The following is a 23674-nucleotide window of genomic DNA, read 5'->3' on the forward strand; positions in this document are numbered from 1 at the left end:
AGGAGCGTGCACGTGTTCAACCGGACCAGATGCCTGCGGATCACTGCGGCCCTTGCGTCCATATCCCTGCTCGCCGGTTGCGGCCTGCTGTCGGACGACGGCGCCGACGACGCGAAGCCGATCGTCGTCGGCACGACGAGCGCCCCGAGCACCCTCGATCCCGCCGCGGCATGGGACGGCTCCTGGGAGCTGTACCGGAACGTCTACCAGACGCTCCTGGCCTTCCCCACCGGCGCGACCAAGCCCCAGCCGGACGCCGCCCAGAGCTGCGAGTTCACGGACTCGGGCAGCCAGTCGTACCGATGTACCCTGCGCAAGGGCCTGAAGTTCTCCAACGGGGAGCCGCTCGACTCCAAGGCGGTCAAGCACTCCCTGGACCGGATCAAGACCATCGGCTCCAACGTCGGCCCCAAGGACCTCTTCGGCAGCCTCGACAAGATCGAGACCCCGGACCCGCTGACGGTCGTCTTCATGCTGAAGACCTCGGACGCCACCTTCCCGTACGTCCTCGGCTCGCCGGCCGCCTCGCTGGTCGCGCCCAAGGAGTACCCGGCGAACAAGCTCCGCGAGGACGGCAAGATCACCGGCTCCGGCCCGTACGTCCTCGACTCGTACAAGGAGGGCTCCGAGGCCGTCCTGGGCCGCAACGAGAGCTACACGGGCTTCGCGAACCGCCGGAACAACTCGGTCACCATCCGCTACTTCGCCGACTCCCAGAAGATGGTCTCCGCGCTCAAGGCGAAGGAGATCGACGCCACCTACCGAGGCCTGTCGGCCGCGGAGATCCGGGACCTGCAGACCCCCGAGGCGCACGCGGCGGGCGTCCAGGTCGTCGAGAACGTCGGCGCCGAGATCCGCTACCTGGTCTTCAACCCCAAGGACCCGCAGGTCAACAAGCTCGCGGTGCGCCAGGCCATCGCGCAGACCATCGACCGCGGTGCGCTCGTCTCCAAGGTCTACCAGGGCACCGCCGAGCCGCTGTACTCGATGGTCCCGAAGGGGGTCGTCGGCCACAAGACGCCCTACTACGACAAGTACGGCCACGCGGACGTCAAGAAGGCCCAGAAGATCCTCAAGGACGCCGGCATCACGCAGCCGGTCGAGCTGACCTTCTGGTACACCACGGACCGCTACGGCTCCTCCACGGCCGACGAGTTCACCGAGCTCAAGCGGCAGCTGGACGAGAGCCTGCTCTTCAAGATCACCCTGCGCAGCCAGCCCTGGAAGGCCTTCCAGGACGGCTACAAGAACCAGGAGTACCCGGTCTTCGGCCGCGGCTGGTTCCCCGACTTCCCGGACCCGGACAACTTCATCGCGCCGTTCGTCGGCAAGGAGAACGCGGTCGGCACCCCGTACGAGCAGACCCAGATCCTCAACGAGCTGCTGCCCAAGTCCCGCCGCGAGAGCGACCGCGCCGCCGGTGTCCACGAGTTCGAGCAGGCGCAGCAGATCTTCGCCGAGGACGTCCGGCTGCTGCCGCTGTGGCAGGGCAAGCTCTACGTCGCCGCGCGCGAGGACATCGCGGGCGCCGAGCGGGCGCTCGACCCGCAGACCGCCATGCAGATGTGGGAGCTGTACCGCAAGACCAGCTGGTAGCGGCCGAGGCGTTGTCAGTGGCCACCGGTAGGTTCTTCATCAGTTGAACCGAACTTGTACCGGAGGTTGTCGCCGTGACCCAGATGCTGCCCGAGTCCTGGCTCCCCGTCCTCGGCGGGGAGCTGGACCAGCCCTACTTCAGGGAACTCACCGAGTTCGTCGAGAAGGAGCGGGCGAACGGGCCGGTCTACCCGCCCCGCGAGCAGGTCTTCGCGGCCCTGGAGGCCACACCCTTCGACGAGGTGAAGGTGCTGGTCCTCGGCCAGGACCCCTACCACGGCGCCGGCCAGGGCCACGGCCTGTGCTTCTCCGTCCAGCCCGGGGTCAAGACCCCGCCCTCGCTCCGCAACATCTACAAGGAGATGAAGGAGGAGCTGGGCCTGCCCATCCCGGACAACGGCTACCTGATGCCCTGGGCCCGGCAGGGCGTCCTGCTGCTCAACGCGGTGCTCACCGTCCGCGAGGCGGAGCCCAACTCGCACAAGGGCAAGGGTTGGGAGAAGTTCACCGACGCCGTGATCCGCGCGGTGTCCGAGCGTCCCGACCCGGCCGTCTTCGTGCTCTGGGGGGCCTACGCCCAGAAGAAGATCCCGCTCATCGACGAGGAGCGGCACGTGATCGTCAAGGGCGCCCACCCCTCGCCGCTCTCGGCCAAGAAGTTCTTCGGCTCCCGGCCCTTCACGCAGATCAACGAGGCCATCGCCGCCCAGGGCCATGAGCCGATCGACTGGCGGATCCCGGACCTCGGCTGACGAAGCCCCGCGCCTCGGCGCCAATGCCGGTGCCTCCGGCTAGCTTCTTGACGATCAGACCGGTGCAGGTCTGGCAGGAGCGAGCCGGAGGCCGCCGTGACGGAGCAGCAGGAGGCGTCGGAGGACGCCGTCATGACCAGGATCGGCCAGGCGGTCATCCTGCTGCACGCCGGTGACCGCGAGGAGGCCCGCAACCGGCTCGGCGAGATCTGGTCCGAGATCGGCGAGGAGGGCGACTCCCTGCACCGGTGCACCCTGGCCCACTACATGGCCGACGCCCAGGACGACCCCGCCGACGAGCTGGCCTGGGACCTGCGGGCACTGACCGCCGCGCAGGCGCTGGAGGACGGGCCCGGGCCCGGTCCGGGGCCCGCGATGCTGGCGTTCTACCCGTCCCTGCACCTGAGCCTGGCCGCCGACTACGTCAAGCTCCAGCGGCCGGAGGCGGCGCGGATCCACCTGGCGCGGGCCCGCGCGGCCACCGGCGCACTGCCCGACGACGGGTACGGGAACGGCGTACGGGCCGCCATCGCCGGGCTGGAGCGGCGCCTGGCCGTGGAACCGGGCGGGGGGCCCCGGCCGTTCCCGGAGCAGTCCCCGTGAGTCGGCGAACCCGTAAGGCGTCGAACCGGTCAGTTCCCCTGGACGCCCGCGCAGATGCGGGCCTCCGGGCTGTCCGGGTTCCACCGCCCGTGCCGGCGGCCCAGCGCGCACACGTCGGCGGGCCGCACCGGCAGCTCCTCCATCAGCTCGCGCCCGGCCTTCGCGTCGGGCCCGGAGCCGTCCGGGCGCCCCGCCGACCGGCCGGAGGCCGCCTCGGCGGGCTTCCGGGGCTCCGGGATGTCCGGAACCGGCGGCGCCGCCTCCACGGGCCCGCCGGGGGCTTCCCGCGCGGCGCGCTCCGCGGATCCCGGCGCCGCGGCGGCGGCCGAGGCGGCGGCCGCGGGCCGGGCGGGCCGCTCCGGCACCGCCTCCAGCGCCTCCAGCGCGGGCGCCCGGACGACGACCGGGGCGACTCCCGGCCCGCCGCGCGGCTCGTGGTGCGGCGGGACCCCGGAAGCCGGGGCCCCCGCCGGCTGCACCGGGCCGGGGCTCACATTCACACAGCCGGAGACGGCCGAGACGGCACAGGCGACTCCGAGCAGCAGCGTTGTCGTGGTTCGGGTTGGATGCACTCGCGCAACTCTGCTGGGCGAGGACCGCGTTGTGAAAACCCTGGGCCCATATTCACCCCGCACGGGTGACGGGCGACCGCTATTCGCCGGTGGCGCCGTCGAGGTGCTCGCGCAGGAGGTCCGCGTGGCCGTTGTGGCGCGCGTACTCCTCGATCATGTGCGTGTAGACCCAGCGCAGGCTGAAGACCTCGCCCCGGTGGTGGCTCTCGGCCTGCGACACCAGGTCCAGCGGCCGGCCCGCCGCGGCCCGCCGGGCCAGCTCGACCTCGGTCTGCCACACCTGCTCCGCCTGGGCCCAGGTGTCCTCGTCGGTGAAGTGGAAGTCGCCGTCCACGTCCTCGCGCGTGGAGTACAGCTCGGGCAGGTCCTCGCCGAGCATGATCTCCCGGAACCAGTACCGCTCCACCTCCGCCATGTGCCGTACGAGGCCCAGCAGGCTCAGTTCGGAGGGTGCGAGCGGGGTACGGCGCAGCTGCTCGTCCTGGAGGCCCTCGCACTTCCAGGCGAGGGTGGCGCGGTGGTAGTCGAGCCAGCCGTCGAGCATCTCGCGCTCGTCGGCGGTGGTGGAGGGCTCGTAGCGATGTGATCCGGAAGGGGTGGTCATGGGGGTCATCCTCGGCGAACCGGGCCTGCGCCACCAGGGATTAAGCTGCGGGCATCCCACAAGGAACACACCAGGAGGCCCCGGTGAAGGTCGGCTGCATCGGACTCGGCGACATCGCGCAGAAGGCGTACCTGCCCGTCCTCACCACCCGCCCGGGAGTCGAGCTGCACCTGCAGACGCGTACGCCCGCCACGCTGGAGCGGGTCGGCGCCTTCCACCACATCCCGGCCGCGCGCCGGCACACCGATCTCGACGCGCTGCTCGACCAGGGACTCGACGCGGCCTTCGTGCACGCCCCGACCGAGGCGCACCCCGAGATCGTCGCGCGGCTGCTGGAGGCAGGCGTGCCGACCTACGTGGACAAGCCGCTCGCCTACGAGTACGCCGACTCTCTGCGGCTGGTGGAACTGGCCGAGGAGCACGGGATCTCCCTCGCCGTCGGCTTCAACCGGCGCCACGCGCCCGGCTACGTACAGTGCGCCGACCACCCGCGCGACCTGATCATCATGCAGAAGAACCGCGTCGGGCTCCCCGAGGACCCCCGCACGCTGGTCCTGGACGACTTCATCCACGTCGTCGACACCCTGCGCTTCCTGCTCCCCGGCGAGGCCGACCACATCGACGTGCGGGCCGTGGTGCGCGAGGGGCTGATGCACCAGGTGGTGCTCCAGATGTCCGGCGCCAGCTTCACCGCGCTCGGCATCATGAACCGGCTGTCCGGTTCCACCGAGGAGATCCTGGAGGTGTCCGGGCAGGACACCAAGCGCCAGGTGGTCAACCTCGCCGAGATCATCGACCACAAGGGCCAGCCCACCGTGCGGCGCCGCGGGGACTGGGTGTCGGTCGCCCGCCAGCGCGGCATCGAGCAGGTCGTGGACCACTTCCTGGAGGCCGTGGCCGCGGGCAAGACCCTCAGCGCGCGGGACGCGCTGCTCACCCACGAGCTGTGCGAGCGGGTGGTGGGCTCGGCTCTGGAGCAGGCCTCCTGAGCGTACGGACGCCCGCCACCGCGCAGTAGGCCGCCAGCGCTGCGAGGGCCGCCGCGACCGGCCAGTCCCCGTACCGGACGTAGAGGGTGGTGCCCCGGGCGAGCGGGACCTCGTACACCGCCGCCGTGCTCGCGGACGTGGGCATGTCGGCCCCGATCCGCTCCCCGGACGGTCCGCGCACCGCGCTGATGCCGGTGAGGGTGGCGTGCACGACCGGGCGGCCGTCCTCGGCCGCGCGCAGCGCCGCCAGCGAGGCGTGCTGAGCCGGGGCCCAGCTGTGCTGGAAGGTGGAGGTCGCCGACTGGGCGACGATGAGGTCGGCCCCTCGGCGGGTCAGGTGCCGGCTCATGTCGGGGAAGGCCGACTCGAAGCAGACCAGCGGGCCGAGGCGGATCCCGGGCCGGCCGTCCGGGCGGGCCGGCAGGTTCATGACCACCGGGGTTGTGCCGGGCACGCGGTCCTCGCCGGCCGCCTTGCCCACCGAGGTGGCCCAGCCCAGCAGGGACCGCGCCGGTACGTACTCGCCGAAGGGCACCAGCCGCATCTTGTCGTACCGGTCCCCGGTCGGACCCGCGGCGCCGACGAGCACCGCGCTCTTGCGGATCCCGGGGCCGTCCGACCCCCGCGCGTCCACGTTGACCAGCAGCGGAGCCCCGACCTCCGCGGACAGCGAGGCCAGCCGGCGCGCCAGGTCCGGCCGGGCCGCCAGGTCCTCGCCCACACTGCTCTCGCCCCACACCACCAGGTCGACCGGCTGCCCGGCCAGCGTCCGCGTGAGCCGCTCCCCGGTCGCGAACCGCCGCTCCGGGCCCGAGGTGCCGTCGGCGCCCTCCGCCACCACCCCGGGCTGGACGACGGCCACGCGCAGGACGCCCGACACCTCGGGGCGGGGCACCCACAGCCACACCACCCCCGTCAGCACCGCGCACCCCGTCATTCCGGCCACCGCCGGGACCCGCGCCCCGGGGACGGTGATCAGCAGCACCAGGGCGCAGTTCACCGCCACCACCAGCAGGCTCACCAGCCACACCCCGCCCACCGAGGCCAGCCGCAGCGCCGGCGGCACCTGCCACTGGCTCGCCCCCAGCAGCCCCCACGGCCCGCCCAGCCCCTGCCAGGACCGCGCCAGCTCCGACAGCAGCCATCCCGCCGGTACGAGGACCAGCGCCGCGCCCGCCCGGCCCGCGGCCGGGCGTCCGCCGAGCAACTCGCGTACCAGCAGCGCGAAGGGGATCCACAGCACGCCCAGCAGCGCGGCCACCGGCACCAGGAACACGTGCAGACTGGGCAGCAGCCAGTGGTGGACGGCCACGATGAAGCCCGCGCCGCCGAGCCAGCCCTCCAGCGCCGCCCTCCGCCCGGTGGGAGCCGACCTCAGCAGCAGCATCCAGGGCACGAGGGCGACGTACGAGAACCACCAGAGCGCGGGGGCGGGGAAGGCGAGCGCGGGCAGGGCGCCGACGGCGACCGCGGCCGGCCCGCGCCACCGCGGGAACCGTCCGCTCCGCATCGAGACCATGGCGCGCCTCCGCTTCCAGTGTGGCAGTGCCGGCCCGCGGCGCAGCCGCAGTCTGACCAGAGCCCGGGCCCGGCCCGTGGACTCAGGCGGACATGTGCCGCCACTTCTCGTGCACCGTGACGCGGGTGAGGCGCCAGCCGTCGCGGGTGCGGGCCAGCGCGAAGGTGTAGCGGCCGGCCGCGACGAAGTTGGGCGCGGTGACCGTCCCGTCGAACTCAGGCCCCGCCAGCCTCATCGGATTGAGGAAATCCGCCCGGACCTCCGCGCCGTCGCCGGGCGAACCGCCCTGGTCCTCCAGCCGGATCAGCCGGTTGACGACGAGGTGCTGACGCACGGGGAAGAGCTTCATGGTCTCCGCGAGCCAGTCCGCCACCTCCCCGGCGGGGCCCTCGATGCCGCCCGCCGAGCGGTAGTCGGCCCGCCCGTACGCGGTGAACAGGGCGCGGTATGCCGCCCAGTCGCCGTCGTCGACGGCCACCGCGTACCCCGTGACCACCTCGTCGATCGCCAGCCGGTCCATGACCGTGGCGAGGTCCACACGCTGCGTCATCGGGACAGTGTGGGGCTGCGGGGGCACGAGGCCAAGGGGCGTGCGCCGACAGGATCTTCCGGCGGCCGGATCCTCCCGCGGCCGGTCAGTGACGGGGATGGACCTCCCGCTGCCGGACCACGACGAGGAACGCGTCGCTGTCCAGGTCCATCACCACCTCGGCCGGCACGCCCTCGCGCAGGCGCTGCGCCGCGTACTCCTCGGCGGGCCAGCTTCCCCGCGGACTTCCGGCCGGAAAACGCTCCAGAACCACCCGACGCATGGGACACCCCCTGCTTCTCGCCTTCAGGTCTCTCCAGGCACAACGACGTGGAGGCCGCCCGGGAACGTTCCCGAGCGGCCTCCGGTTCACGTGAAGCGGTGAGGCGGGCCCGCCTACGAGCCGGACGCGCCGGCCTCCGCCTCCAGCACGTCCGTGCCGAGCAGCACGTACAGGGCGATGCCGAGCGCGATCCGGTAGATCACGAAGGGCATGAAGCTCTTGCTGGAGATGAACTTCATGAACCACGCGATGACCGCGTACCCGACGAAGAAGGCGATGACCGTCGCGAAGATCGTCGGCCCCCACGAGATGTGGCCGGGGCTCTCGACCACGTCCTTGATCTCGAACGCGCCCGAGGCCAGCACCGCCGGGATGGCGAGCAGGAAGGAGTAGCGGGCCGCCGCCTCGCGCGTGAAGCCGAGCAGCAGGCCGCCGGAGATCGTCGCGCCGGACCGGGAGACGCCCGGGATCAGGGCCATGGCCTGGCAGATGCCGAAGATCAGGCCGTCCTTGACGCCCAGTTCCTTGAGTGTCTTGCGCTCGCGGACCGCGCGATGGCGGCCGCCCTCCTCGTCGCGTGCGGCCAGCCGGTCGGCCACGCCGAGCACGACGCCCATCACGACGAGGGTGGTGGCGGTCAGCCACAGGTTGCGGGCCGGGCCCACGATCGCGTCCTTGAACACCAGGCCGAGAACACCGATCGGGATCGAGCCGACGATGACCAGCCAGCCCATCTTGGCGTCCTGCTCGGAGCGCAGCGCCTTGGTGAACAGCGAGCGGAACCAGGTGGAGACGATCCGCGCGATGTCCTTGCGGAAGTAGATCAGCACGGCCGCCTCGGTGCCGATCTGGGTGATGGCGGTGAAGGCCGCTCCCGGGTCGTGCCAGCCGGCGAACACCGCGGTCAGCCGCAGGTGGGCGCTGGAGGAGATCGGGAGGAACTCCGTAAGCCCCTGGACGAGACCGAGGATTAGGGATTCGAACCAGCTCATGTCGGGGTGCGCTCGTCCTTGTGATCGTCGGGCAGTTCGGGTCCGATGCTAGGGCCCGTGCGAAGCGCCGGTGACCACTGGGGGGTGCTGGGGGGTCTGTTCGTACGGTGCTTCGTGGATCCGGGGCGGTGCGAGCCGGTGCCGCTTGCGCCACGCGACGGCCCCGGCGGCCACCACGGAGACGACGATGAAGCCGAACGAGACGAGGAAGGCGGGCGATCCCGGGGAGGAGGCGTTGGCCCCCGCGATCACGTACGCCGCGGTGTTCGGGACGACACCGAGCGCCGTCGCGGAGAGGAAGGGGACCCAGCCGCAGCGGGACACCGCGGCGCAGTAGTTGGCCACGACGAAGGGCACACCGGGGAAGAGCCGCACGGCGAGCATCGAGCGGAATCCGTGCCGGCTGAGCTGCCCGTCGGCCGCCTGCAGCCAGCGGCCGCGCAGATGGGGGCGCAGCGCCTCCTGGCCCATGACCCGCCCGAGGCCGAAGGCGATCCCGGCGCCGAGCACGGTGCCGCCGACCGCCGCGACCAGGCCGAACTGCGTGCCGAAGACGGCTCCCGCGGCCAGATTGAGCAGCGGGCGCGGCACGAAGGCCGCGGCGCACACGCCGTACGCGACGGCGAAGAGCAGGACCGCCGTGCCGACCGGGAGGCCCGGGGGCCAGCCCTCCGACAGCAGACGCTGGGGCTCGTACAGCAGCACGCACACGCCGGCCGCCACGAGCAGCACGACGAGCAGCGACAGCCGGGTCCACGGCGCCAGGAGGAGGGACATCCCGGGAGACTAGCCGACGTATGCGGCGTCCCGCCGTAATCCAGGCCTCATCCCAACCAACGCGAGGCGGCCCCGGAACGTGCCCCGGCCGGCCCGGCAGTCGGGCGAGGGCGCCCAAGGACCCCCGGGCGCACCGAAATTCAGTCGACGGGCCGGGAGCGGTCGGGCAGGATCAGGGCCATGTTCCGGTTCGCCTTCCCCGCAGCGCCGTCCGCAGTCGCGGACGCGCCGAAGGCTGCCGCGACCTCCTTCGAGGCATTCGCCTTCGCCGCATTCGACGGCGCACGAAGCTGACCCTTCCCGGATCGTCCGGCGGACCCCGCAGGGGGAGGGTCGGCTCGGTTCAGGGGTCCCGTTCCAGCTTCGAGCACGGGAAATCATCATGGCCAAGACGGCCTTCGTGCGGACCAAGCCGCACCTCAACATCGGCACCATGGGTCACGTCGACCACGGCAAGACCACCCTCACCGCCGCCATCACCAAGGTCCTCGCCGAGCGCGGGGGCGCCTCCTTCGTGCCCTTCGACCGGATCGACCGGGCCCCCGAGGAGGCGCGGCGCGGGATCACCATCAACCTCACGCACGTCGAGTACGAGACGGACACCCGCCACTACGCCCACGTCGACATGCCCGGGCACGCCGACTACATCAAGAACATGGTCACCGGGGCCGCGCAGCTCGACGGGGCGATCCTCGTCGTCTCCGCGCTCGACGGGGTCATGCCGCAGACCGCCGAGCACGTGCTCCTCGCCCGGCAGGTCGGCGTCGACCACATCGTCGTCGCCCTGAACAAGGCCGACGCCGGGGACCCCGAGCTGACCGACCTGGTCGAGCTGGAGGTCCGCGAGCTGCTCACCGCGCACGGCTACGGCGGTGACGGCGCGCCGGTCGTACGGGTCTCCGGGCTCGGGGCGCTGGAGGGCGACCCGCGGTGGACCGGGGCGATCGAGGCGCTGCTGGACGCGGTGGACACGTACGTGCCGATGCCGGTGCGCTACACCGACGCGCCGTTCCTGCTGCCGGTGGAGAACGTGCTGACCATCACCGGGCGCGGGACCGTCGTGACCGGCGCCGTCGAGCGCGGAGGCGTACGCCTCGGCGACCGCGTGAGCGTGCTCGGCGGCGACGGCGAGGCAGTCGAGACCGTCGTCACCGGGCTGGAGACCTTCGGCAAGCCGATGGAGTCCGCCGAGGCCGGGGACAACGTCGCGCTGCTGCTGCGCGGGGTGCCGCGCGACGGGGTGCGCCGAGGCCACGTGGTGGCCGCTCCCGGCAGCGTGACGCCGAAGCGGCGCTTCACGGCGCAGGTGTACGTCCTGTCGGCGCGGGAGGGCGGGCGGAGCACGCCGGTCGCCACCGGGTACCGGCCGCAGTTCTACATCCGCACCGCCGACGTGGTGGGGGACGTGGACCTGGGCGAGGCCGGCGTGGCCCGGCCGGGGGAGACCGTCACGATGACGGTCGAGCTCGGACGGGACGTCCCGCTGGAGTCGGGGCTCGGCTTCGCGATCCGCGAGGGCGGGCGGACGGTCGGCGCGGGGACGGTGACGGCCGTCCTCGGCTGACCGGCCGACGGCCCGACCCGGCCCCTCCCTGGTGACGGCAGTCCCGCTGCGGCAGACTGCCGTCACCAACGGCGTACGGAGAGGGCGGGCGGAGATGGGCGGCGACACGGCACTGGTGCTCGGCGGCGGAGGGCTCACCGGCGTCGGCTGGGAGTCCGGGATGCTGTACGGGCTCGCCCGGGCCGGCGTGGACCTCACCACCGCGGACCTCGTCGTCGGCACCTCGGCGGGCTCCGTCGTCGGCGCCCAGCTCACCTCCGGACTCCTCACCCCGCGGGAGCTGTACGAGCGCCAGCTCGGCGACCCGGCAGGGGAGAGCGCGGCCAGGCTCGGCGCGGGGCTCATCGCCCGCTACGCGGTCGCGATGGTGCGCTCGCGCGACGCCCTCTCCTATCGCAGGCGGGTGGGTGCGCTCGCGCTGGCCGCGGACACGGGCGAGGAGGCGGAGCGGCGCAAGGTGCTGGAGGCCCGGCTCGTCTCGCGCGAGTGGCCCGAGCGCAGGTTCGTCGTCACCGCCGTGGACGCGGTCAGCGGTGAGCCGGCCGACTTCGACCGGGAGAGCGGCGCGGGGCTGGTCGACGCGGTCTCGGCGAGCTGCGCGGTGCCGGGGGTGTGGCCGCCGGTGTCGGTCAACGGGCGCCGGTTCATCGACGGCGGGGTCCGCTCGGCGACCAACGCGGACCTGGCCGCCGGGTACGACCGGGTGGTGATCCTGGCGCCGATCGCGATGGGCTCCGGGCTGGTCCCCTCGCCCGGCGCCCAGGCGGCGCGGCTGCGGGAGGCGGGTGCGAAGGTGCTGCTCATCACCCCGTCCGCGCAGGCCCGCAAGGCCTTCGGGCGCAACGTCCTGGACCCGGCGCGGCGGGACCCGGCGGCGCGCGCCGGGCTCGCGCAGGCCGCGGAGCACGCGGCCGAGGCGGCGGCCGTCTGGTCGGCCTGACAATGGTGGGGTGAGCGACGAACAGATCCCGGTGATCCGGGACGTGGGCCAGGGCACCGCCAAGCTGATGCCGGACGTGGACCGGGAGCGGGCCTGGCTGCTGACCGTCGACGGGGCGCCGCAGTCGTACGTGGACCTCGACGACCCCGAGCACCTGGAGTTCGAGTACGTACGCCGCCTCGCGCACGTCCTGGACTGCGCGGCGGATCCGGGGCTTCCGCTGGACCTCCTGCACCTGGGAGGCGGCGCGCTGACCCTGCCGCGGTACGCGGCGGCGACCCGGCCGGGCTCCCGGCAGACGGTGGTGGAATTCGACGCGGGGCTGGTGGAGCTGGTCGCGGAGCACCTGCCGCTGCCCGAGGGGGCCGGGGTCGCGGTGCATGCCGCCGACGCACGGGCCTGGCTGGAGGCGGCGCCGGCGGGGAGTGCGGACGTGGTCGTGGCCGACGTGTTCGGCGGATCGCGGGTGCCGGCGCAGCTGACGTCGGTGGAGTACGCGCGGGAGGCGGCGCGGGTGCTGCGGCCCGGCGGGCTGTACGCGGCGAATCTGGCCGACGGGGCGCCGTTCGACTTCCTGCGGGCGCAGCTGGCCAACTTCGGGGCGGTGTTCGGGGAGCTCGCGCTGCTCGCGGAGCCGGCGGTGCTGCGGGGGCGGCGGTTCGGCAATGCCGTGCTGCTGGCTTCGGACGGCGGGCTGCCGGTGGCTGCGCTGGCTCGGCGGTGCGCGGGTGACGCCTTTCCGGCGCGGGTGGAGCATGGAGATCCGCTGGCGCGGTTCATGCGGGGGGCGCGGCCTGTGTCCGACCCGGACGCGGTGGCCTCACCGCCACCGCCCGAGGGCGCGTTCAGCCTCGGCTGAGCCCCCTGGGCTCCGCCCCGGCGAGGCTGGACGCACCGCTGCGGCGCCGCTGCCGGGGGCCGGCCCCCGGACCCCCGCTCGTCAAGCGTCGGAGAGGCTTGATTTGCCTCCGGCGGCGCCTCAAACGCCGGCGAGGCTGAAATTGCCCCGGGGGCGATCCAGCCGCACCAGGCGGACGGCATCAGCCGAATCCAGCCCCTCCGGCGCTTGAGGAGCGGGGTCTGGGGCGGAGCCCCAGGCTTGTAGCCGCACTTGCCCACTCGGGCGGGCACATCCAGCCTCGCCGGCGTTTGAGGCGCGGCGTGCGGGGCGGAGCCCCGGATTTTGTGGCCGCGCCTGGGACACTCAGGCGGGCGTGTCCAGCCTCGGCGGCGTTTGAGGCGCGGGGTCCGGGGCGGAGCCCCAGGGCTCCTTGCGGGCCCGTCGGGTCAGGCGGCGGACGTCCGGGATCAGCAGGACCAGGGCCGTGGCCAGGACGACGAGGGCCGCGCACCCCCAGAGGGCCTCGGTGCGCCCGAAGGCCGTTTCGGCCGGGCCGGCGACGGCGGTGGCCAGCGGGAGCATGGACACCGACCCGAACCAGTCGTAGGCCGAGACCCGGGAGAACTTCTCCTCCGGGATCTCCTGGTGCATGGTCGTCATCCAGTTCACGCCGAACACCTCGATGGCCGTGCCGCTGACGAACATCACCGCGCAGAGGCCCCACACCGGCAGCGGGACCGCCAGACCGGCCGACGGCAGCGCCAGCGGGAACACGCACAGGGTGCCGACCAGCAGCAGTCGGCGCGGCTTCCAGGCCATCATCAGCACGGCCCCGGCGATGGTGCCGACGCCGAAGCAGGCCAGGGCCAGCCCCCACGGCGCGGGCCCGCCGAGCCGGTCCCGGGCGACCAGCGGACCGTAGACCGCCTCCGCGGCGCCGACGACGGCGACCACCACGGAGAACTGGAGCACGATGCTCCACAGCCAGGGGCGGGACCTGACCTCCACCCAGCCCTCGCGCAGGTCGGCCAGCAGCCCGCCGCCGGGAGCCCGCTCGGCGACGTGGCCGACGTCGAGGAAGGCCCGTAGCGCGCCCGCGATCGCGAAGGCGGCCGCGTCCACGGCCAGCACCCAGCCCGGCCCGATCGCGGCGATCATCGCGCCGCCGAGAGCCGCGCCCCCGATCCCGGCGCCGTTCATCGCTATGCGGAACAGCGCGAAGGCGCGGTTGGCGTGCTCGCCGGAGACGGTCGACAGCAGCATGCCCTCGGCCGCCGGGTTGAAGAAGGCCGTGCCGGTGCCCAGCAGGGCGCTCAGCAGCATCATCTGCCACAGCTGGGGGTCGCCGGCGAGGACGAGGAGGGCGAAGGCGGCCTGCGAGAGGCAGTTCAGGGCGTTGGCCGCGACCATCACGTGGTGGCGCGGCAGTCGGTCGGCGATGGCGCCGCCGATGAGCAGGAAGAGGACGAGCGGCAGCGTACGGGCGGCCGCGACGAGGCCGATGTCGCCGGCGCTTCCGCCGGCGTCCTGGACCGCGAAGGCGGCCGCGATGAGCGCTCCGTGGCTGCCGAGGTTGGTGACGACCGCCGCACCCGTCAGCAGGCTGTAGTTGCGGCCGGCCCAGGCGGGCCGACGGCGGCGTGCGGGTGTGCGGGACGGGGCGGGGGAGGGAGAGCTCACCCACGGACTATCCCCGCCCCGGTCCGGGAATCCAAACGAATTGTCGGACCGGGGGCGGAGGGGAGGGAAATCAGCTCGTGGTCAGGCGGACCGAGCTCAGGATCTTCTCCTGGGTCTCCTTGCTGACCTCGTCAGGGACGCCCGCGGCGCTGTAGAGCACCCAGCTGGCGAAGTCGCCCTTGGCGTTCTTGAAGCTGAAGGCGATGGACTTGCCGTCCGAGTCGCACTTGGTCGCCTTCGGCAGGCCGCTCACGGTCGCCGTCGCCACGTGACCCTTGAGGCCGGAAAGAGTCGTGTACTCCTTGGACTCGGAGATCTTGGCGACCTCGATGGGCTGCGGCTGCCCGTACGCGGCGTACACCCAGCTGCCGGCCGCATTGCGCGAAAGCTCGGCGGTGTCCTTCGCACCCTGGCCGCCCTTGGTGCCGGTGCCGGCCAGCGACTTGGTCTCCTCCTTGCCGTCCTTGTCGGAGTCGAACTTGCACCAGTCCTCCTTGAGGTAGGCCGGTGCGGACATCATGACGAAGGCGGAGCCGTCCTTCTTCTTCTCATCGTCGAAGCCCACGGACATGCCGGCGCCGAGCACGTTCCATTCCGGCGGGACGTCGAAGGCGGTGTCGTACTTCGGGTTGATGACGACCTTCCAGCCCGGGATCACCGGCTTGATGTCGCCGCCGGCCCGCGGGTTCGGGCTGCTGCCCGCCGGGGCGGGGGCGGAGGAGGCCGGCGCGGAGGAGGAGGCGGGCGGCTTGTCGTTGGCCTCGGTCTTCTTGTCGTCCCGGGTCAGGACGAAGGCGCCGGTCGCCGCGGCCGCCACGACCACCGCGGAGGCCGCGACGATGGCCACCGTCTTGGTGGAATAGGGGCTGCCGCCGCCCTGCGGGGCGGGGGCGGGAGCCTGCTGGGGCTGGCCCCAGGGCTGGACGGGCGGGGGCGTCTGGTAGCCCTGCTGCGGATACCCGTAACCGGGCTGCTGCTGGTACGGGTTCGGCTGCCCCGGCTGCTGCTGGTACGGATTCTGGTGCGCGTCCTGGGGGTTCTGCTCGCCCCCGGGCTGCTGCTGCTGTCCTGGCCACATGGCCGGTAACGATAGTGGGAGCGGGTGCCGGGAGCCACGGCCGCCCCCGTCACGGCTCTGGTCAAGCGCATCTACTCACGGGTAACATCGCGTTCCATGAGCGCAGATCAGATGAACGTGGGCGAACTGCTCGCCGCGACGGTGCCGATGGCCCGGACCCTGAACCTCCAGTTCCTGGAGACCACCCCCGAGCGCGCGGTCGTCCGGCTCCCGGACCAGCCCGACTACCACAACCACGTCGGCGGCCCCCACGCCGGCGCCATGTTCACCCTCGCCGAGTCCGCGAGCGGTGCGATCGTCCTGGCCGCCTTCGGCGACCAGCTCTCGCGCGCCGTGCCCCTCGCCGTGAAGGCCGAGATCGGCTACAAGAAGCTCGCCAAGGGCGTCGTCACCGCCACCGCCACCCTCGGCCGACCGGCGCCGGAGGTCGTCGCGGAACTCGACGCCGGCGGCCGCCCCGAGTTCCCCGTCACCATCGCCATCCAGCGCGAGGACGAGGCCGTGACGGGCGAGATGACCGTCGTCTGGACCCTTCGCCCCAACGCGTAACCGGGCGCGCCGCGGCGTGCCGCCCCACTAGAGTCCGTCGGACGACGATGGAGGGGGTTGCCGTGGCCAGGGTCAACATCAGTCTCGACGCCGAGCTCGTGGTGGAGGTGATGGTGCTCGCCGGGGTCGGTTCGCCGCAGGACGCGGTCGAGGCCGTCGTACGGGACTACATCGCGCGCGGGCACCGCACCGAGGCGCGGGTCCAGCTCCAGGACGAGCCCCGGCGGGATCCCGACAGCGTGCCGCAGCCGCCGCAGGGCTGAACCTGGGGCTCTGGGTGGCGCGTCTGGGCGGGCCCCGCGGCTGCCGGGCGCACAGTGGGGCCCGGGAGCGGTCCGGCGCGGGCCGCTCCCGCCGAACCACGCCGCAGGGAGCGCCCATGAGCGAGGCCGTGTCCAGACGTTCCGCGCTGCGGCTGCTGGGCGCGGTCGGTGCGGTGGGCGCGGCGCTGGGCGCGAGCGGTTGCGTGGCCGCGGTGCCGGCCGGCTCAGGACGCCACAAGGGATCGGCCGGCGCGCCCGCGGCCGCGCCCGGGCCCGGCGGTGCCGCCAGGATCGACGGCCTGCTGGAGCGGCTGACCCTCGAGGAGAAGACCACCCTGCTGCACGGGGGCCCGGACCCGGCCCCCCTCGGCCAGGCCGGATACGTCCCGGGCGTGCCGCGCCTCGGCATCCCCGCGCTGCGCCTCGCCGACGGGCCCGCCGGCGTACGCGTCGCGAAACCCGCCACCGCGCTGCCCGCACCCGTGCTGCTCGCCTCGGCCTTCGACCCGGCGCTGGCCCGCGAGTACGGCAGGGTCCTCGGCCGCGAGGGCCGCGCCCTCGGCCAGGACGTCCTGCTCTCGCCCCGGGCCAACCTCATCCGCACCCCGTACGCCGGCCGGAACTTCGAGTCCTTCGCCGAGGAGCCGCGCCTGACCGCCGACCTCGTCGGCGAGGTGGTCCGCGGGATCCAGGACGAGGGGCTCATCGCCGCCGTCAAGCACTTCGCCCTCAACAACCAGGAGCAGGGCCGCGACACCATCGACGTGATCGCGGCCGAGCAGACCCTCCACGAGACCGAGCTGCGGGGCTTCGAGGCCGCCGTGGCCGCCGGCGCGGGCGCCGTGACGGGCGCCTACAACAAGGTCAACGGCGTCTACGCCTGCGAGAGCAAACCGCTCCTCGACGAAGTGCTGCGCGGGCACTGGGGGTTCGACGGCTGGGTGATGTCCGACCGGTACGCCGCCCACGGCACCGTCGCCGCCATCGGCGCCGGACTCGACATGGAAATGCCCGCCGGTACCCACTTCGGCGGCCCGCTGCGCGAGGCGGTGCACGGCGGCTCCGTGCCCGAGAGCGCCGTCGACCTCGCCGTACGCCGGATCCTGACCACCCTGGACCGCTTCGGGCTGCTGGCGGCCCGCCCCTCCGCGCGGCCCGGGCGCGACGCGGCCGCCGGCGCCCGGGTCGCCCGCAAGGTGGCCACCGCCGGAGCCGTGCTGCTGCGCAACGAGCACGGCACCCTCCCGCTGACCGGTGCCGCCGCCCGCTCGATCGCGGTCATCGGCCCCACCGGCCAGGTGCCCTTCGTAGGCGGTGGCGGCAGCGCCCACGTGGTCCCCGACGGGGCGACCGCGCCGCTCACCGCCATCCGGCGGCGCGCCGGGAGCGGCTCCACCGTGCGCCACGCCCTCGGCGAGGACGTGTACGGCCGCCCCCTGCCCCCGGCCCTGCTGACGCCGCCCGCCGCACTGGACGACCGGAGCGTGGACGCCGGGCGCGGCTGGATCCACGAAGGGGAGTTCCACCTCTCGGCCGACGACGAGTGGACCCTGGTCGTCCACTACACCGGGGTGCGGCCCGGCGTCCGGCTCGACGGGGAGGAGCTGTTCCCCGTACGGGAAGGCGTGGCCGAGTACTTCGTCGGCGGACTGCTCGGCTCCGCGCCCGACGGGATGACCGTCCGCCGGCGCACCGTCGCCCTCAAGGCAGGCACCCACCGGCTCGCCGTGAACGCCCAGGGCGGGGCCGGGGGCCAGCGCTTCCGGCTGCGGCACACCACGAAGGCGACCCGCGCCGCGGATCTCGCCGAGGCGGTGAAGACCGCCAAGGCGGCGCGCAGCGTGGTCCTGTTCGCCTACGAGGACGCCACCGAGGGCACCGACCGGACCTCCCTGGCCCTGCCGGGCGGGCAGGCCGCGCTGATCGAGGCGGTCGCCGCCGCCAACCCCCGTACCACGGTGGTCCTCAACACCTCCTCCGGTACGACCATGCCCTGGCTCGCCCGCACCGGGGCGGTCCTGCAGATGTACTACCCGGGCCAGGAGGGCGCGGGCGCCACCGCCGACATCCTCTTCGGGGACGTGGACCCGGGCGGCCGGCTCACCCAGACCTTTCCGGCCGACGAGCAGGAGACCCCGGTCGGCGGGGACCCGCTGCGCTACCCGGGGGTGGGCGGGCGGCAGGAGTACGCCGAGGGCGTCCACGTCGGCCACCGCTGGTACGACGCCGAGCGCGTGACCCCGCTGTTCCCCTTCGGGCACGGGCTCTCGTACACGACCTGGCACTACGAGGACCTGGCGGTCCGGCCCGAGCACGGAGGCCTGCGCGTGGAGTTCACCGTCCGCAACACCGGCCGCCGCAAGGGCACCGAGGTGGCCCAGGTGTACGTCGGCCCCTCCCCGGAGCTGAAGCTCGACCAGCCGGTGCGTGCCCTGGCCGGCTACCGGCGGCTCACCCTCGCCCCGGGCCGGTCGGAACGGGTCACCATCGCCGTCGACGCCCGGGCGCTGTCGTCATGGGATCCGGAGCAGCACGCCTGGGTGGTGGGAACCGGCCGTCGCGCGGTGTTCGCGGGCCGTTCCTCGCGCGAACTCCCACTGAGGGCAAAGGCTGTGGTGAGGAGCGGATAGGCTGCCCGTTCGGCGTGTCACAGGGGACGCGCCGGGACGACACGGGAGGACGCACCGGTGCACATCCAGGAATGGCTGGAGACGATTCCGGCGGTCAGCATCTATCTCCTGGTGGGTCTGGTCATCGGGCTGGAGAGCCTCGGCATCCCGCTGCCGGGAGAGATCATCCTGGTCAGCTCGGCGCTGCTGGCCTCGCAGCACGGGGAGATCGACCCGGTGGTGCTGGGGATCTGCGCGATCGCGGGGGCGATCGTGGGCGACTCGATCGGCTACGCCATCGGGCGCCGGGGCGGCAAGCCGCTGCTGGAACGGCTGGGGCGGCGCTTCCCCAAGCACTTCGGGCCGGAGCACGTGGCGCTGGCGGAACGCTCCTTCGAGCGGTGGGGCATGTGGGCCGTCTTCTTCGGCCGGTTCGTGGCGCTGCTGCGGATCTTCGCCGGGCCGCTGGCGGGGGTGCTGCACATGCCGTACTGGCGCTTCCTGATCGCCAACGTCCTCGGCGGGATCCTCTGGGCGGGCGGCACCACGGCCGTCATCTACTCGGTCGGGATCGTGGCGGAGCCGTGGCTGAAGCGGTTCTCCTGGCTGGCGCTGGGCCTCGCCGTGCTGTTCGGGATCGCGGTGACGCTGGTGATGCGCGCCCGCATGAAGAAGGCGGCCGCGGCGGCGGCCACCGGAGCCGAGGTGCCCGCGCAGGCGACGGCCCGGGTGACGGCCGGCGAGTGACACCGGCGCCGACCCGGGCGGCTCCGCCGGCTAGACGTCGGGGGTCACCGAGGCGCGGTGCTGCTTGGCCAGCTCCACGTACATCGCGGCGTTGATCCTGATGTGCTCGCGCTCCTCCTCGGTGAGCGCGCGCCGCACCTTGGCCGGGACGCCCGCCACCAGCGAGCCGGGCGGGACCACCATGCCCTGGGGGACCAGCGCCTGCGCGGCCACGAGCGAACCGGCGCCGATCACGGCGCCGTTCAGGACGGTCGCGCCCATGCCGATCAGGCAGTCGTCCTCCACCGTGCAGCCGTGCACGACGGCGTTGTGGCCGATCGAGACGCGCTCGCCGATCGAGACCGGGAAGCCGGGGTCCACGTGGAGCGTGCAGTTGTCCTGCACGTTGCTGTCGGCGCCGAGCGTGATCGGGCCGCAGTCGGCGCGCAGCACCGCCGAGTACCAGATGCTCGCGCCGGCGGCCAGGGTGACATCGCCGACCACGACGGAGGTGGGTGCCGTGAAGGCCGTCGGGTCGACGGACGGCTTCTTCCCGCCCACGCCCGCGATGAGTGCCTGGCCCTGCGTCGCCTGCTGAGACGTCATGATCACTTCCTTGTTCTCCGGATGCCGCGCTACCGGCACCGTAGGGCACGCGCCCCGACCCGCCCCGGATGGGGTGAAGATCACAGGATGCGGGTCCGGCCGACCGGGGCCCGGCGCACTACCGTGGCCGGGTGCCGAAGAACCAGAACACGTTCTCATCTCTGACGGCTCTGGCCGCCCTGCGCCGCCGGCTGGCGAACCGCGCCGTCCATGCCGGCTGGCGCTGGATGCAGCAGGCCGGCGCGGTCACCGCGCAGACCCCGGGGCGGCTGCGCTTCGGCGCGATCGGGCACGGCACCCGGCTGGCCTTCCCGCAGGGCACGGTCTTCGGCGAGCCGTGGATCCGGCTCGGCGACTTCTGCATCATCGGCGAGCAGGTCACCCTCACCGCCGGGATGATGCCGGACCTCGACCTCGGGACGGAGCCGATGCTGGTCCTCGGCAACGGGGTGGTCATCGGCCGGGACAGCCACGTCATCGCCGACGCCCGCATCACGATCGGGGACGACACCTTCTGCGGACCCGGGGTGTACATCACCTCCACGAACCACAGCTACGACGATCCGCACCAGCCCGTCGGCAAGCAGTGGCCGCGCAGCGCGCCGGTCGAGATCGGCCCGGGCTGCTGGCTCGGTACGGGCGCGGTGATCCTGCCCGGTGCCCGGCTGGGCCGCAATGTCGTCGTGGCCGCGGGGGCCGTCGTACGGGGCGAGGTGCCGGACCACGCGGTGGTGGCGGGGGCGCCGGCGCGCGTCGTACGGCGCTGGGAGCCGGAGACGGGCTGGCAGCCGCCGCTGCGCACCCCGGCACCGGTGCCGATCCCCGACGGGATGACCTCGGAGCAGCTGCGCGGCCTGGCGGAACTGGCGGAGGCCGAAGAGGCCCAGGCCCAGGCCTAGCCGGCCGCGAGCAGGACCGTGCCCGCCAGGGCCAGGCCGGCGCCCGCCGCCTGGACCGGGCGCAGGCGTTCCTTGAGCACGGCGAAGGCCGCGAGGGCCGTGATCACCGGATACAGCGAGGAGAGTACGGCGGCCAGGGTGACGGGGCCGTTCTGGGCCGCGATGGAGTAGGTGCCGTTGGCCGCGACGTCCGCGAGGCCGACGAAGGCCAGGGCGGGCAGGAGTCCCCACAGGATCCGCGGGCCCGTGCCCGCCGGGAGGGCCGGGGTACCGCGCCGGGTCTGGACCCACAGGGCGCCGCCGCCGACGGCGACATTGGTGACCCGCTGGACCAGCAGGGCCAGGAAGAGCCCGGTGAGGGTGGTGGAGGCCTGTGCGATCAGGGCCATCACCGCGCCGAACCCGAAGGCCGCGACCAGGGTCAGGACGACCGCCTGGCGCTGGACGGGAGCGCCGCGCAGCTCGGGCCCGCCCGCCAGGACGATGCCGACGACGGCCACCGCGATCCCCGCGAACTGCCCGAGGCCGGGCCGCTCGCCCAGGATCAGCCCCGCCGCGACGGGCACGACCACTCCGAGGGAGCCCAGCGGCGAGACCACGCCCATCGGGCCCAGGGCCAGCGCCTTGTAGAAGCTGAGCATCGCGACCGGTCCCACCAGGCCCGCGCCGACCGCGAACCACAGCTGCGGTCCGGCCTCCCGCCAGGCGCCGGTGCCGAGCACGATGGCGCCGAGCACGACGACCGCGACGATCTGGGAGACGACGACCACCGTCAGCGCCGGTATCCGCCGGGTCAGCAGCCCGCCGCCGAAATCGGCGAGGCCCCACAGCACGGCTGTGGCCAGGGCGAAGAGGGCGGTCATGGGCAGGACCTCGCAGTCGCAGTACAGTGCGGTGAACGGTGGGGTGCAGCATCGAATACACCGCACGGTAGTTCAGTCTAGTGGACTGTGTCATCCAGAATATTGGACGGAATGGTGTCGGATCTCGAACAGCTCACGCAGGCGCTGGCCCGGAACCTCAAGCGCTGGCGCGGAGAACGCGGCTTCACCCTGGACTCGCTGGCCGCCCGGGCGGGGGTGAGCCGCGGGATGATCATCCAGATCGAGCAGGCCCGTACGAATCCCAGCGTCGGCACCACGGTCAAACTGGCCGACGCCCTCGGGGTCAGCATCACCACCCTGCTCGACCACGACCGGACCCCGCAGGTGCACGTGGTGCAGCCGGGGCAGGGGGTGCGGATGTGGTCCACCGACGGCGGCAGCAGCGCGAGCATGCTGCTCGGAGACGACCGGCGCGGGCCGGTGGAGATGTGGATCTACCGGCTGGAGCCCGGCGACGGGACGGCCTCGGATCCACACCCGGCCGGGACCTTCGAGATGCTGCACGTCACGGCCGGGGAGCTGACCCTGGAGGTCGCCGGGGAGACGTACTCGGTCCCGGCGGGCGGAGCCGTCTCCTTCGAGGCGAACCTGCCCCACGCCTACAGCAACGCGGGCCCCGAGCCGATGGAGATGACCATGGCGGTGTCGATCCCGCCGGTGCGCACGGCGGGCTAGAGGGCGGGGATCTCGATCGCCGGGCAGCGGTCCATGACCATGTCGAGCCCCGCCTCGCGGGTGCGGGCGAAGGCCGCCTCGTCGACGACGTTCAGCTGGAACCAGACCGCCTCCGCACCGGCCGCGACCGCCTCGTCCGCGACCGCCCCGGCCAGGGCGCTGTTCACGAAGACGTCCACCACGTCCACCTTGAACGGGATCTCCCCCAGCGAGGCGTACCCGCGCTCCCCGTGGACCGTCTCGGCCTTCGGGTGCACGGGGACCACGCGCTTGCCGAACCGCTGCAGCACGCGGGCCACGCCGTACGCCGCCCGGTCCTCGTTGTTGGACAGGCCGACCACGGCCCAGGTGTCGCCCAGCTCGGTGAGGATCTTGCGAATGGTTCCCGGATCGCCGTACACGTGCGCCGCCTCCTGCTGTTCCCAGCGGTTGCTCTGGTCCGCTGCTCCGCCCTCTCAACGGCAAGGACGCATGTCCGATTCCCCGTAGGGTGGAGCGGTGAAGGCAGACCAGTACGTGACGGTGGCCCGTGAGGGCGTGCACGAGTCCGAGATCAACCGTTCGCGCTTCCTCTGCTCGCTGGCGCCCGCCGCGACCGAGCAGGAGGCGCAGGAGTTCATCGCGCGCATCCGCAGGGAGCACCCCACCGCCACGCACAACTGCTTCGCCTACGTCGTCGGCGCCGACGCCTCGGTCCAGAAGGCCAGCGACGACGGCGAGCCCGGCGGCACCGCCGGGGTCCCCATGCTCCAGATGCTCATGCGCCGGGACATCCGCTACGCCGTCGCCGTCGTCACCCGCTACTACGGCGGTGTGAAGCTCGGCGCCGGTGGCCTGATCAGGGCCTACGGCGGGGTCGTCGGCGAGGCCCTCGACGCGCTCGGCACCGTCACCCGGCGCCGCTACCGGCTGGCCACCGTCACCGTCGACCACCAGCGGGCCGGCAAGATCCAGAACGACCTGCGCTCCACCGGCCGGACCGTGGTCGACCTGCGCTACGGGGCGCAGGTCGAGATCGAGGTCGCCCTCCCGGAGGCGGATCTGCCCGCTTTCGAGGCCTGGCTCGCCGACAGCACCGCCGGCAGCGCCGGCCTCAGCCTCGGCGGAGAGACCTACGCGCCCTGAGGGACGCGTTAGCGTAGAG

26 protein-coding genes are annotated in these 23674 nt (G+C 73.2%); 14 read left to right on the forward strand and 12 right to left on the reverse strand.

Annotated features, from left to right (window positions below; translation table 11 throughout):
• Positions 1-12: 12 nt before the first annotated feature.
• The 3 genes from ACGFYU_RS03235 (at position 13) to ACGFYU_RS03245 (ending at position 2951) form a co-directional block, all read left to right on the forward strand.
• Positions 13-1596 carry an ABC transporter substrate-binding protein gene (locus ACGFYU_RS03235; protein ID WP_393825505.1) on the forward strand — a complete coding sequence of 528 codons (1584 nt, stop codon included), beginning with the start codon at positions 13-15 and terminating at the stop codon, positions 1594-1596.
• Between the two features lie 83 nt (positions 1597-1679).
• The gene (locus ACGFYU_RS03240) at positions 1680-2348 is read left to right on the forward strand and encodes a uracil-DNA glycosylase (protein WP_393825966.1); all 669 of its coding nucleotides are present in this window, start codon (positions 1680-1682) and stop codon (positions 2346-2348) included.
• Positions 2349-2444: 96 nt separating this feature from the next.
• Complete coding sequence (locus tag ACGFYU_RS03245) at positions 2445-2951, forward strand: hypothetical protein (RefSeq protein ID WP_393825506.1); 507 nt, start codon at positions 2445-2447, stop codon at positions 2949-2951.
• 29 nt (positions 2952-2980) lie between these two features.
• Here ACGFYU_RS03245 and ACGFYU_RS03250 read toward each other — a convergent pair whose 3' ends face one another.
• Positions 2981-3523, reverse strand: a complete 543-nt coding sequence (locus ACGFYU_RS03250) for a hypothetical protein (protein WP_393825507.1) — start codon at positions 3521-3523, stop codon at positions 2981-2983.
• Between the two features lie 79 nt (positions 3524-3602).
• A complete protein-coding gene (locus ACGFYU_RS03255) occupies positions 3603-4127 on the reverse strand; it encodes a DinB family protein (RefSeq protein ID WP_393825508.1) in 525 nt (174 codons plus the stop codon).
• A gap of 83 nt (positions 4128-4210) precedes the next feature.
• Here ACGFYU_RS03255 and ACGFYU_RS03260 point away from each other — a divergent pair, with 83 nt between their 5' ends.
• Positions 4211-5116, forward strand: a complete 906-nt coding sequence (locus ACGFYU_RS03260; RefSeq protein WP_393825509.1) for a Gfo/Idh/MocA family protein — start codon at positions 4211-4213, stop codon at positions 5114-5116.
• On the opposite strand, the gene lnt is transcribed toward ACGFYU_RS03260, so the two are convergent.
• From lnt to ACGFYU_RS03285, 5 genes are all read right to left on the reverse strand, one after another.
• Entirely contained in the window at positions 5061-6635 is a 1575-nt protein-coding gene (lnt, locus tag ACGFYU_RS03265) for an apolipoprotein N-acyltransferase (protein ID WP_393825510.1), read from the reverse strand. The two genes, ACGFYU_RS03260 and lnt, sit on opposite strands and share 56 nt — an antisense overlap.
• A gap of 82 nt (positions 6636-6717) precedes the next feature.
• Entirely contained in the window at positions 6718-7185 is a 468-nt protein-coding gene (locus tag ACGFYU_RS03270; RefSeq protein ID WP_393825511.1) for a nuclear transport factor 2 family protein, read from the reverse strand.
• An 85-nt stretch (positions 7186-7270) separates the two neighbouring features.
• The gene (locus ACGFYU_RS03275) at positions 7271-7447 is read right to left on the reverse strand and encodes a hypothetical protein (protein ID WP_393825512.1); all 177 of its coding nucleotides are present in this window, start codon (positions 7445-7447) and stop codon (positions 7271-7273) included.
• Positions 7448-7560: 113 nt separating this feature from the next.
• The gene (locus tag ACGFYU_RS03280; protein WP_393825513.1) at positions 7561-8439 is read right to left on the reverse strand and encodes an undecaprenyl-diphosphate phosphatase; all 879 of its coding nucleotides are present in this window, start codon (positions 8437-8439) and stop codon (positions 7561-7563) included.
• Positions 8440-8487: 48 nt separating this feature from the next.
• Complete coding sequence (locus ACGFYU_RS03285; protein WP_393825514.1) at positions 8488-9216, reverse strand: TVP38/TMEM64 family protein; 729 nt, start codon at positions 9214-9216, stop codon at positions 8488-8490.
• 382 nt (positions 9217-9598) lie between these two features.
• Between ACGFYU_RS03285 and tuf the strand changes: the two genes are divergently transcribed.
• From tuf to ACGFYU_RS03300, 3 genes are all read left to right on the forward strand, one after another.
• Positions 9599-10780: an elongation factor Tu gene (gene tuf / locus ACGFYU_RS03290; RefSeq protein ID WP_393825515.1), complete on the forward strand. Its 1182-nt coding sequence runs from the start codon at positions 9599-9601 to the stop codon at positions 10778-10780.
• 94 nt (positions 10781-10874) lie between these two features.
• A complete protein-coding gene (locus ACGFYU_RS03295; protein WP_393825967.1) occupies positions 10875-11720 on the forward strand; it encodes a patatin-like phospholipase family protein in 846 nt (281 codons plus the stop codon).
• Positions 11721-11787: 67 nt separating this feature from the next.
• The gene (locus ACGFYU_RS03300) at positions 11788-12579 is read left to right on the forward strand and encodes a spermidine synthase (protein WP_393825968.1); all 792 of its coding nucleotides are present in this window, start codon (positions 11788-11790) and stop codon (positions 12577-12579) included.
• A gap of 345 nt (positions 12580-12924) precedes the next feature.
• On the opposite strand, the gene ACGFYU_RS03305 is transcribed toward ACGFYU_RS03300, so the two are convergent.
• Entirely contained in the window at positions 12925-14241 is a 1317-nt protein-coding gene (locus ACGFYU_RS03305) for an MFS transporter (RefSeq protein WP_393825516.1), read from the reverse strand.
• Between the two features lie 70 nt (positions 14242-14311).
• Positions 14312-15319, reverse strand: coding sequence for a hypothetical protein (locus tag ACGFYU_RS03310; RefSeq protein ID WP_393825517.1), 1008 nt, complete (start codon positions 15317-15319; stop codon positions 14312-14314).
• 96 nt (positions 15320-15415) lie between these two features.
• Here ACGFYU_RS03310 and ACGFYU_RS03315 point away from each other — a divergent pair, with 96 nt between their 5' ends.
• The 4 genes from ACGFYU_RS03315 (at position 15416) to ACGFYU_RS03330 (ending at position 19487) form a co-directional block, all read left to right on the forward strand.
• Positions 15416-15868 (forward strand): DUF4442 domain-containing protein, encoded by a 453-nt coding sequence (locus ACGFYU_RS03315; RefSeq protein ID WP_393825518.1) that lies wholly within the window; start codon positions 15416-15418, stop codon positions 15866-15868.
• 62 nt (positions 15869-15930) lie between these two features.
• Positions 15931-16131 (forward strand): type II toxin-antitoxin system VapB family antitoxin, encoded by a 201-nt coding sequence (locus ACGFYU_RS03320; protein ID WP_393825519.1) that lies wholly within the window; start codon positions 15931-15933, stop codon positions 16129-16131.
• Between the two features lie 116 nt (positions 16132-16247).
• The gene (locus tag ACGFYU_RS03325; RefSeq protein ID WP_393825520.1) at positions 16248-18761 is read left to right on the forward strand and encodes a beta-glucosidase; all 2514 of its coding nucleotides are present in this window, start codon (positions 16248-16250) and stop codon (positions 18759-18761) included.
• 57 nt (positions 18762-18818) lie between these two features.
• The gene (locus ACGFYU_RS03330) at positions 18819-19487 is read left to right on the forward strand and encodes a DedA family protein (RefSeq protein WP_393825521.1); all 669 of its coding nucleotides are present in this window, start codon (positions 18819-18821) and stop codon (positions 19485-19487) included.
• A gap of 30 nt (positions 19488-19517) precedes the next feature.
• Here ACGFYU_RS03330 and ACGFYU_RS03335 read toward each other — a convergent pair whose 3' ends face one another.
• Positions 19518-20072 (reverse strand): gamma carbonic anhydrase family protein, encoded by a 555-nt coding sequence (locus ACGFYU_RS03335; protein ID WP_393825522.1) that lies wholly within the window; start codon positions 20070-20072, stop codon positions 19518-19520.
• A 131-nt stretch (positions 20073-20203) separates the two neighbouring features.
• Between ACGFYU_RS03335 and ACGFYU_RS03340 the strand changes: the two genes are divergently transcribed.
• Complete coding sequence (locus ACGFYU_RS03340; RefSeq protein ID WP_393825523.1) at positions 20204-20971, forward strand: acyltransferase; 768 nt, start codon at positions 20204-20206, stop codon at positions 20969-20971.
• On the opposite strand, the gene ACGFYU_RS03345 is transcribed toward ACGFYU_RS03340, so the two are convergent.
• Positions 20968-21834 carry an EamA family transporter gene (locus tag ACGFYU_RS03345; RefSeq protein WP_393825524.1) on the reverse strand — a complete coding sequence of 289 codons (867 nt, stop codon included), beginning with the start codon at positions 21832-21834 and terminating at the stop codon, positions 20968-20970. The two genes, ACGFYU_RS03340 and ACGFYU_RS03345, sit on opposite strands and share 4 nt — an antisense overlap.
• Before the next feature lie 114 nt (positions 21835-21948).
• On the opposite strand from ACGFYU_RS03345, the gene ACGFYU_RS03350 reads away from it, so the two are divergent.
• The gene (locus tag ACGFYU_RS03350; protein ID WP_393825969.1) at positions 21949-22530 is read left to right on the forward strand and encodes a helix-turn-helix domain-containing protein; all 582 of its coding nucleotides are present in this window, start codon (positions 21949-21951) and stop codon (positions 22528-22530) included.
• Here the strand turns inward: ACGFYU_RS03350 and ACGFYU_RS03355 are convergent.
• Positions 22527-22931: a CoA-binding protein gene (locus ACGFYU_RS03355; RefSeq protein ID WP_393825525.1), complete on the reverse strand. Its 405-nt coding sequence runs from the start codon at positions 22929-22931 to the stop codon at positions 22527-22529. The genes ACGFYU_RS03350 and ACGFYU_RS03355 overlap by 4 nt on opposite strands.
• A gap of 97 nt (positions 22932-23028) precedes the next feature.
• Here ACGFYU_RS03355 and ACGFYU_RS03360 point away from each other — a divergent pair, with 97 nt between their 5' ends.
• Positions 23029-23655: a YigZ family protein gene (locus tag ACGFYU_RS03360; RefSeq protein ID WP_393825526.1), complete on the forward strand. Its 627-nt coding sequence runs from the start codon at positions 23029-23031 to the stop codon at positions 23653-23655.
• Positions 23656-23674: the final 19 nt, after the last annotated feature.

The sequence above is a fragment of the Streptomyces sp. NPDC048337 genome (assembly GCF_043201175.1).
Classification (GTDB): domain Bacteria; phylum Actinomycetota; class Actinomycetes; order Streptomycetales; family Streptomycetaceae; genus Streptomyces.

Excerpts from the sequence above, each read along its gene's own strand:
- tuf (WP_393825515.1), top strand. The coding sequence starts at position 9,599 with ATGGCCAAGACGGCCTTCGTGCGGACCAAGCCGCACCTCAACATCGGC.
- ACGFYU_RS03325 (WP_393825520.1), top strand. The coding sequence starts at position 16,248 with ATGAGCGAGGCCGTGTCCAGACGTTCCGCGCTGCGGCTGCTGGGCGCG.
- ACGFYU_RS03280 (WP_393825513.1), bottom strand. The coding sequence starts at position 8,439 with ATGAGCTGGTTCGAATCCCTAATCCTCGGTCTCGTCCAGGGGCTTACG.
- ACGFYU_RS03295 (WP_393825967.1), top strand. The coding sequence starts at position 10,875 with ATGGGCGGCGACACGGCACTGGTGCTCGGCGGCGGAGGGCTCACCGGC.
- lnt (WP_393825510.1), bottom strand. The coding sequence starts at position 6,635 with ATGGTCTCGATGCGGAGCGGACGGTTCCCGCGGTGGCGCGGGCCGGCC.
- ACGFYU_RS03240 (WP_393825966.1), top strand. The coding sequence starts at position 1,680 with ATGCTGCCCGAGTCCTGGCTCCCCGTCCTCGGCGGGGAGCTGGACCAG.
- ACGFYU_RS03275 (WP_393825512.1), bottom strand. The coding sequence starts at position 7,447 with ATGCGTCGGGTGGTTCTGGAGCGTTTTCCGGCCGGAAGTCCGCGGGGA.
- ACGFYU_RS03300 (WP_393825968.1), top strand. The coding sequence starts at position 11,788 with ATGCCGGACGTGGACCGGGAGCGGGCCTGGCTGCTGACCGTCGACGGG.
- ACGFYU_RS03335 (WP_393825522.1), bottom strand. The coding sequence starts at position 20,072 with ATGACGTCTCAGCAGGCGACGCAGGGCCAGGCACTCATCGCGGGCGTG.
- ACGFYU_RS03345 (WP_393825524.1), bottom strand. The coding sequence starts at position 21,834 with ATGACCGCCCTCTTCGCCCTGGCCACAGCCGTGCTGTGGGGCCTCGCC.
- ACGFYU_RS03270 (WP_393825511.1), bottom strand. The coding sequence starts at position 7,185 with ATGACGCAGCGTGTGGACCTCGCCACGGTCATGGACCGGCTGGCGATC.
- ACGFYU_RS03315 (WP_393825518.1), top strand. The coding sequence starts at position 15,416 with ATGAGCGCAGATCAGATGAACGTGGGCGAACTGCTCGCCGCGACGGTG.
- ACGFYU_RS03255 (WP_393825508.1), bottom strand. The coding sequence starts at position 4,127 with ATGACCACCCCTTCCGGATCACATCGCTACGAGCCCTCCACCACCGCC.
- ACGFYU_RS03285 (WP_393825514.1), bottom strand. The coding sequence starts at position 9,216 with ATGTCCCTCCTCCTGGCGCCGTGGACCCGGCTGTCGCTGCTCGTCGTG.
- ACGFYU_RS03310 (WP_393825517.1), bottom strand. The coding sequence starts at position 15,319 with ATGTGGCCAGGACAGCAGCAGCAGCCCGGGGGCGAGCAGAACCCCCAG.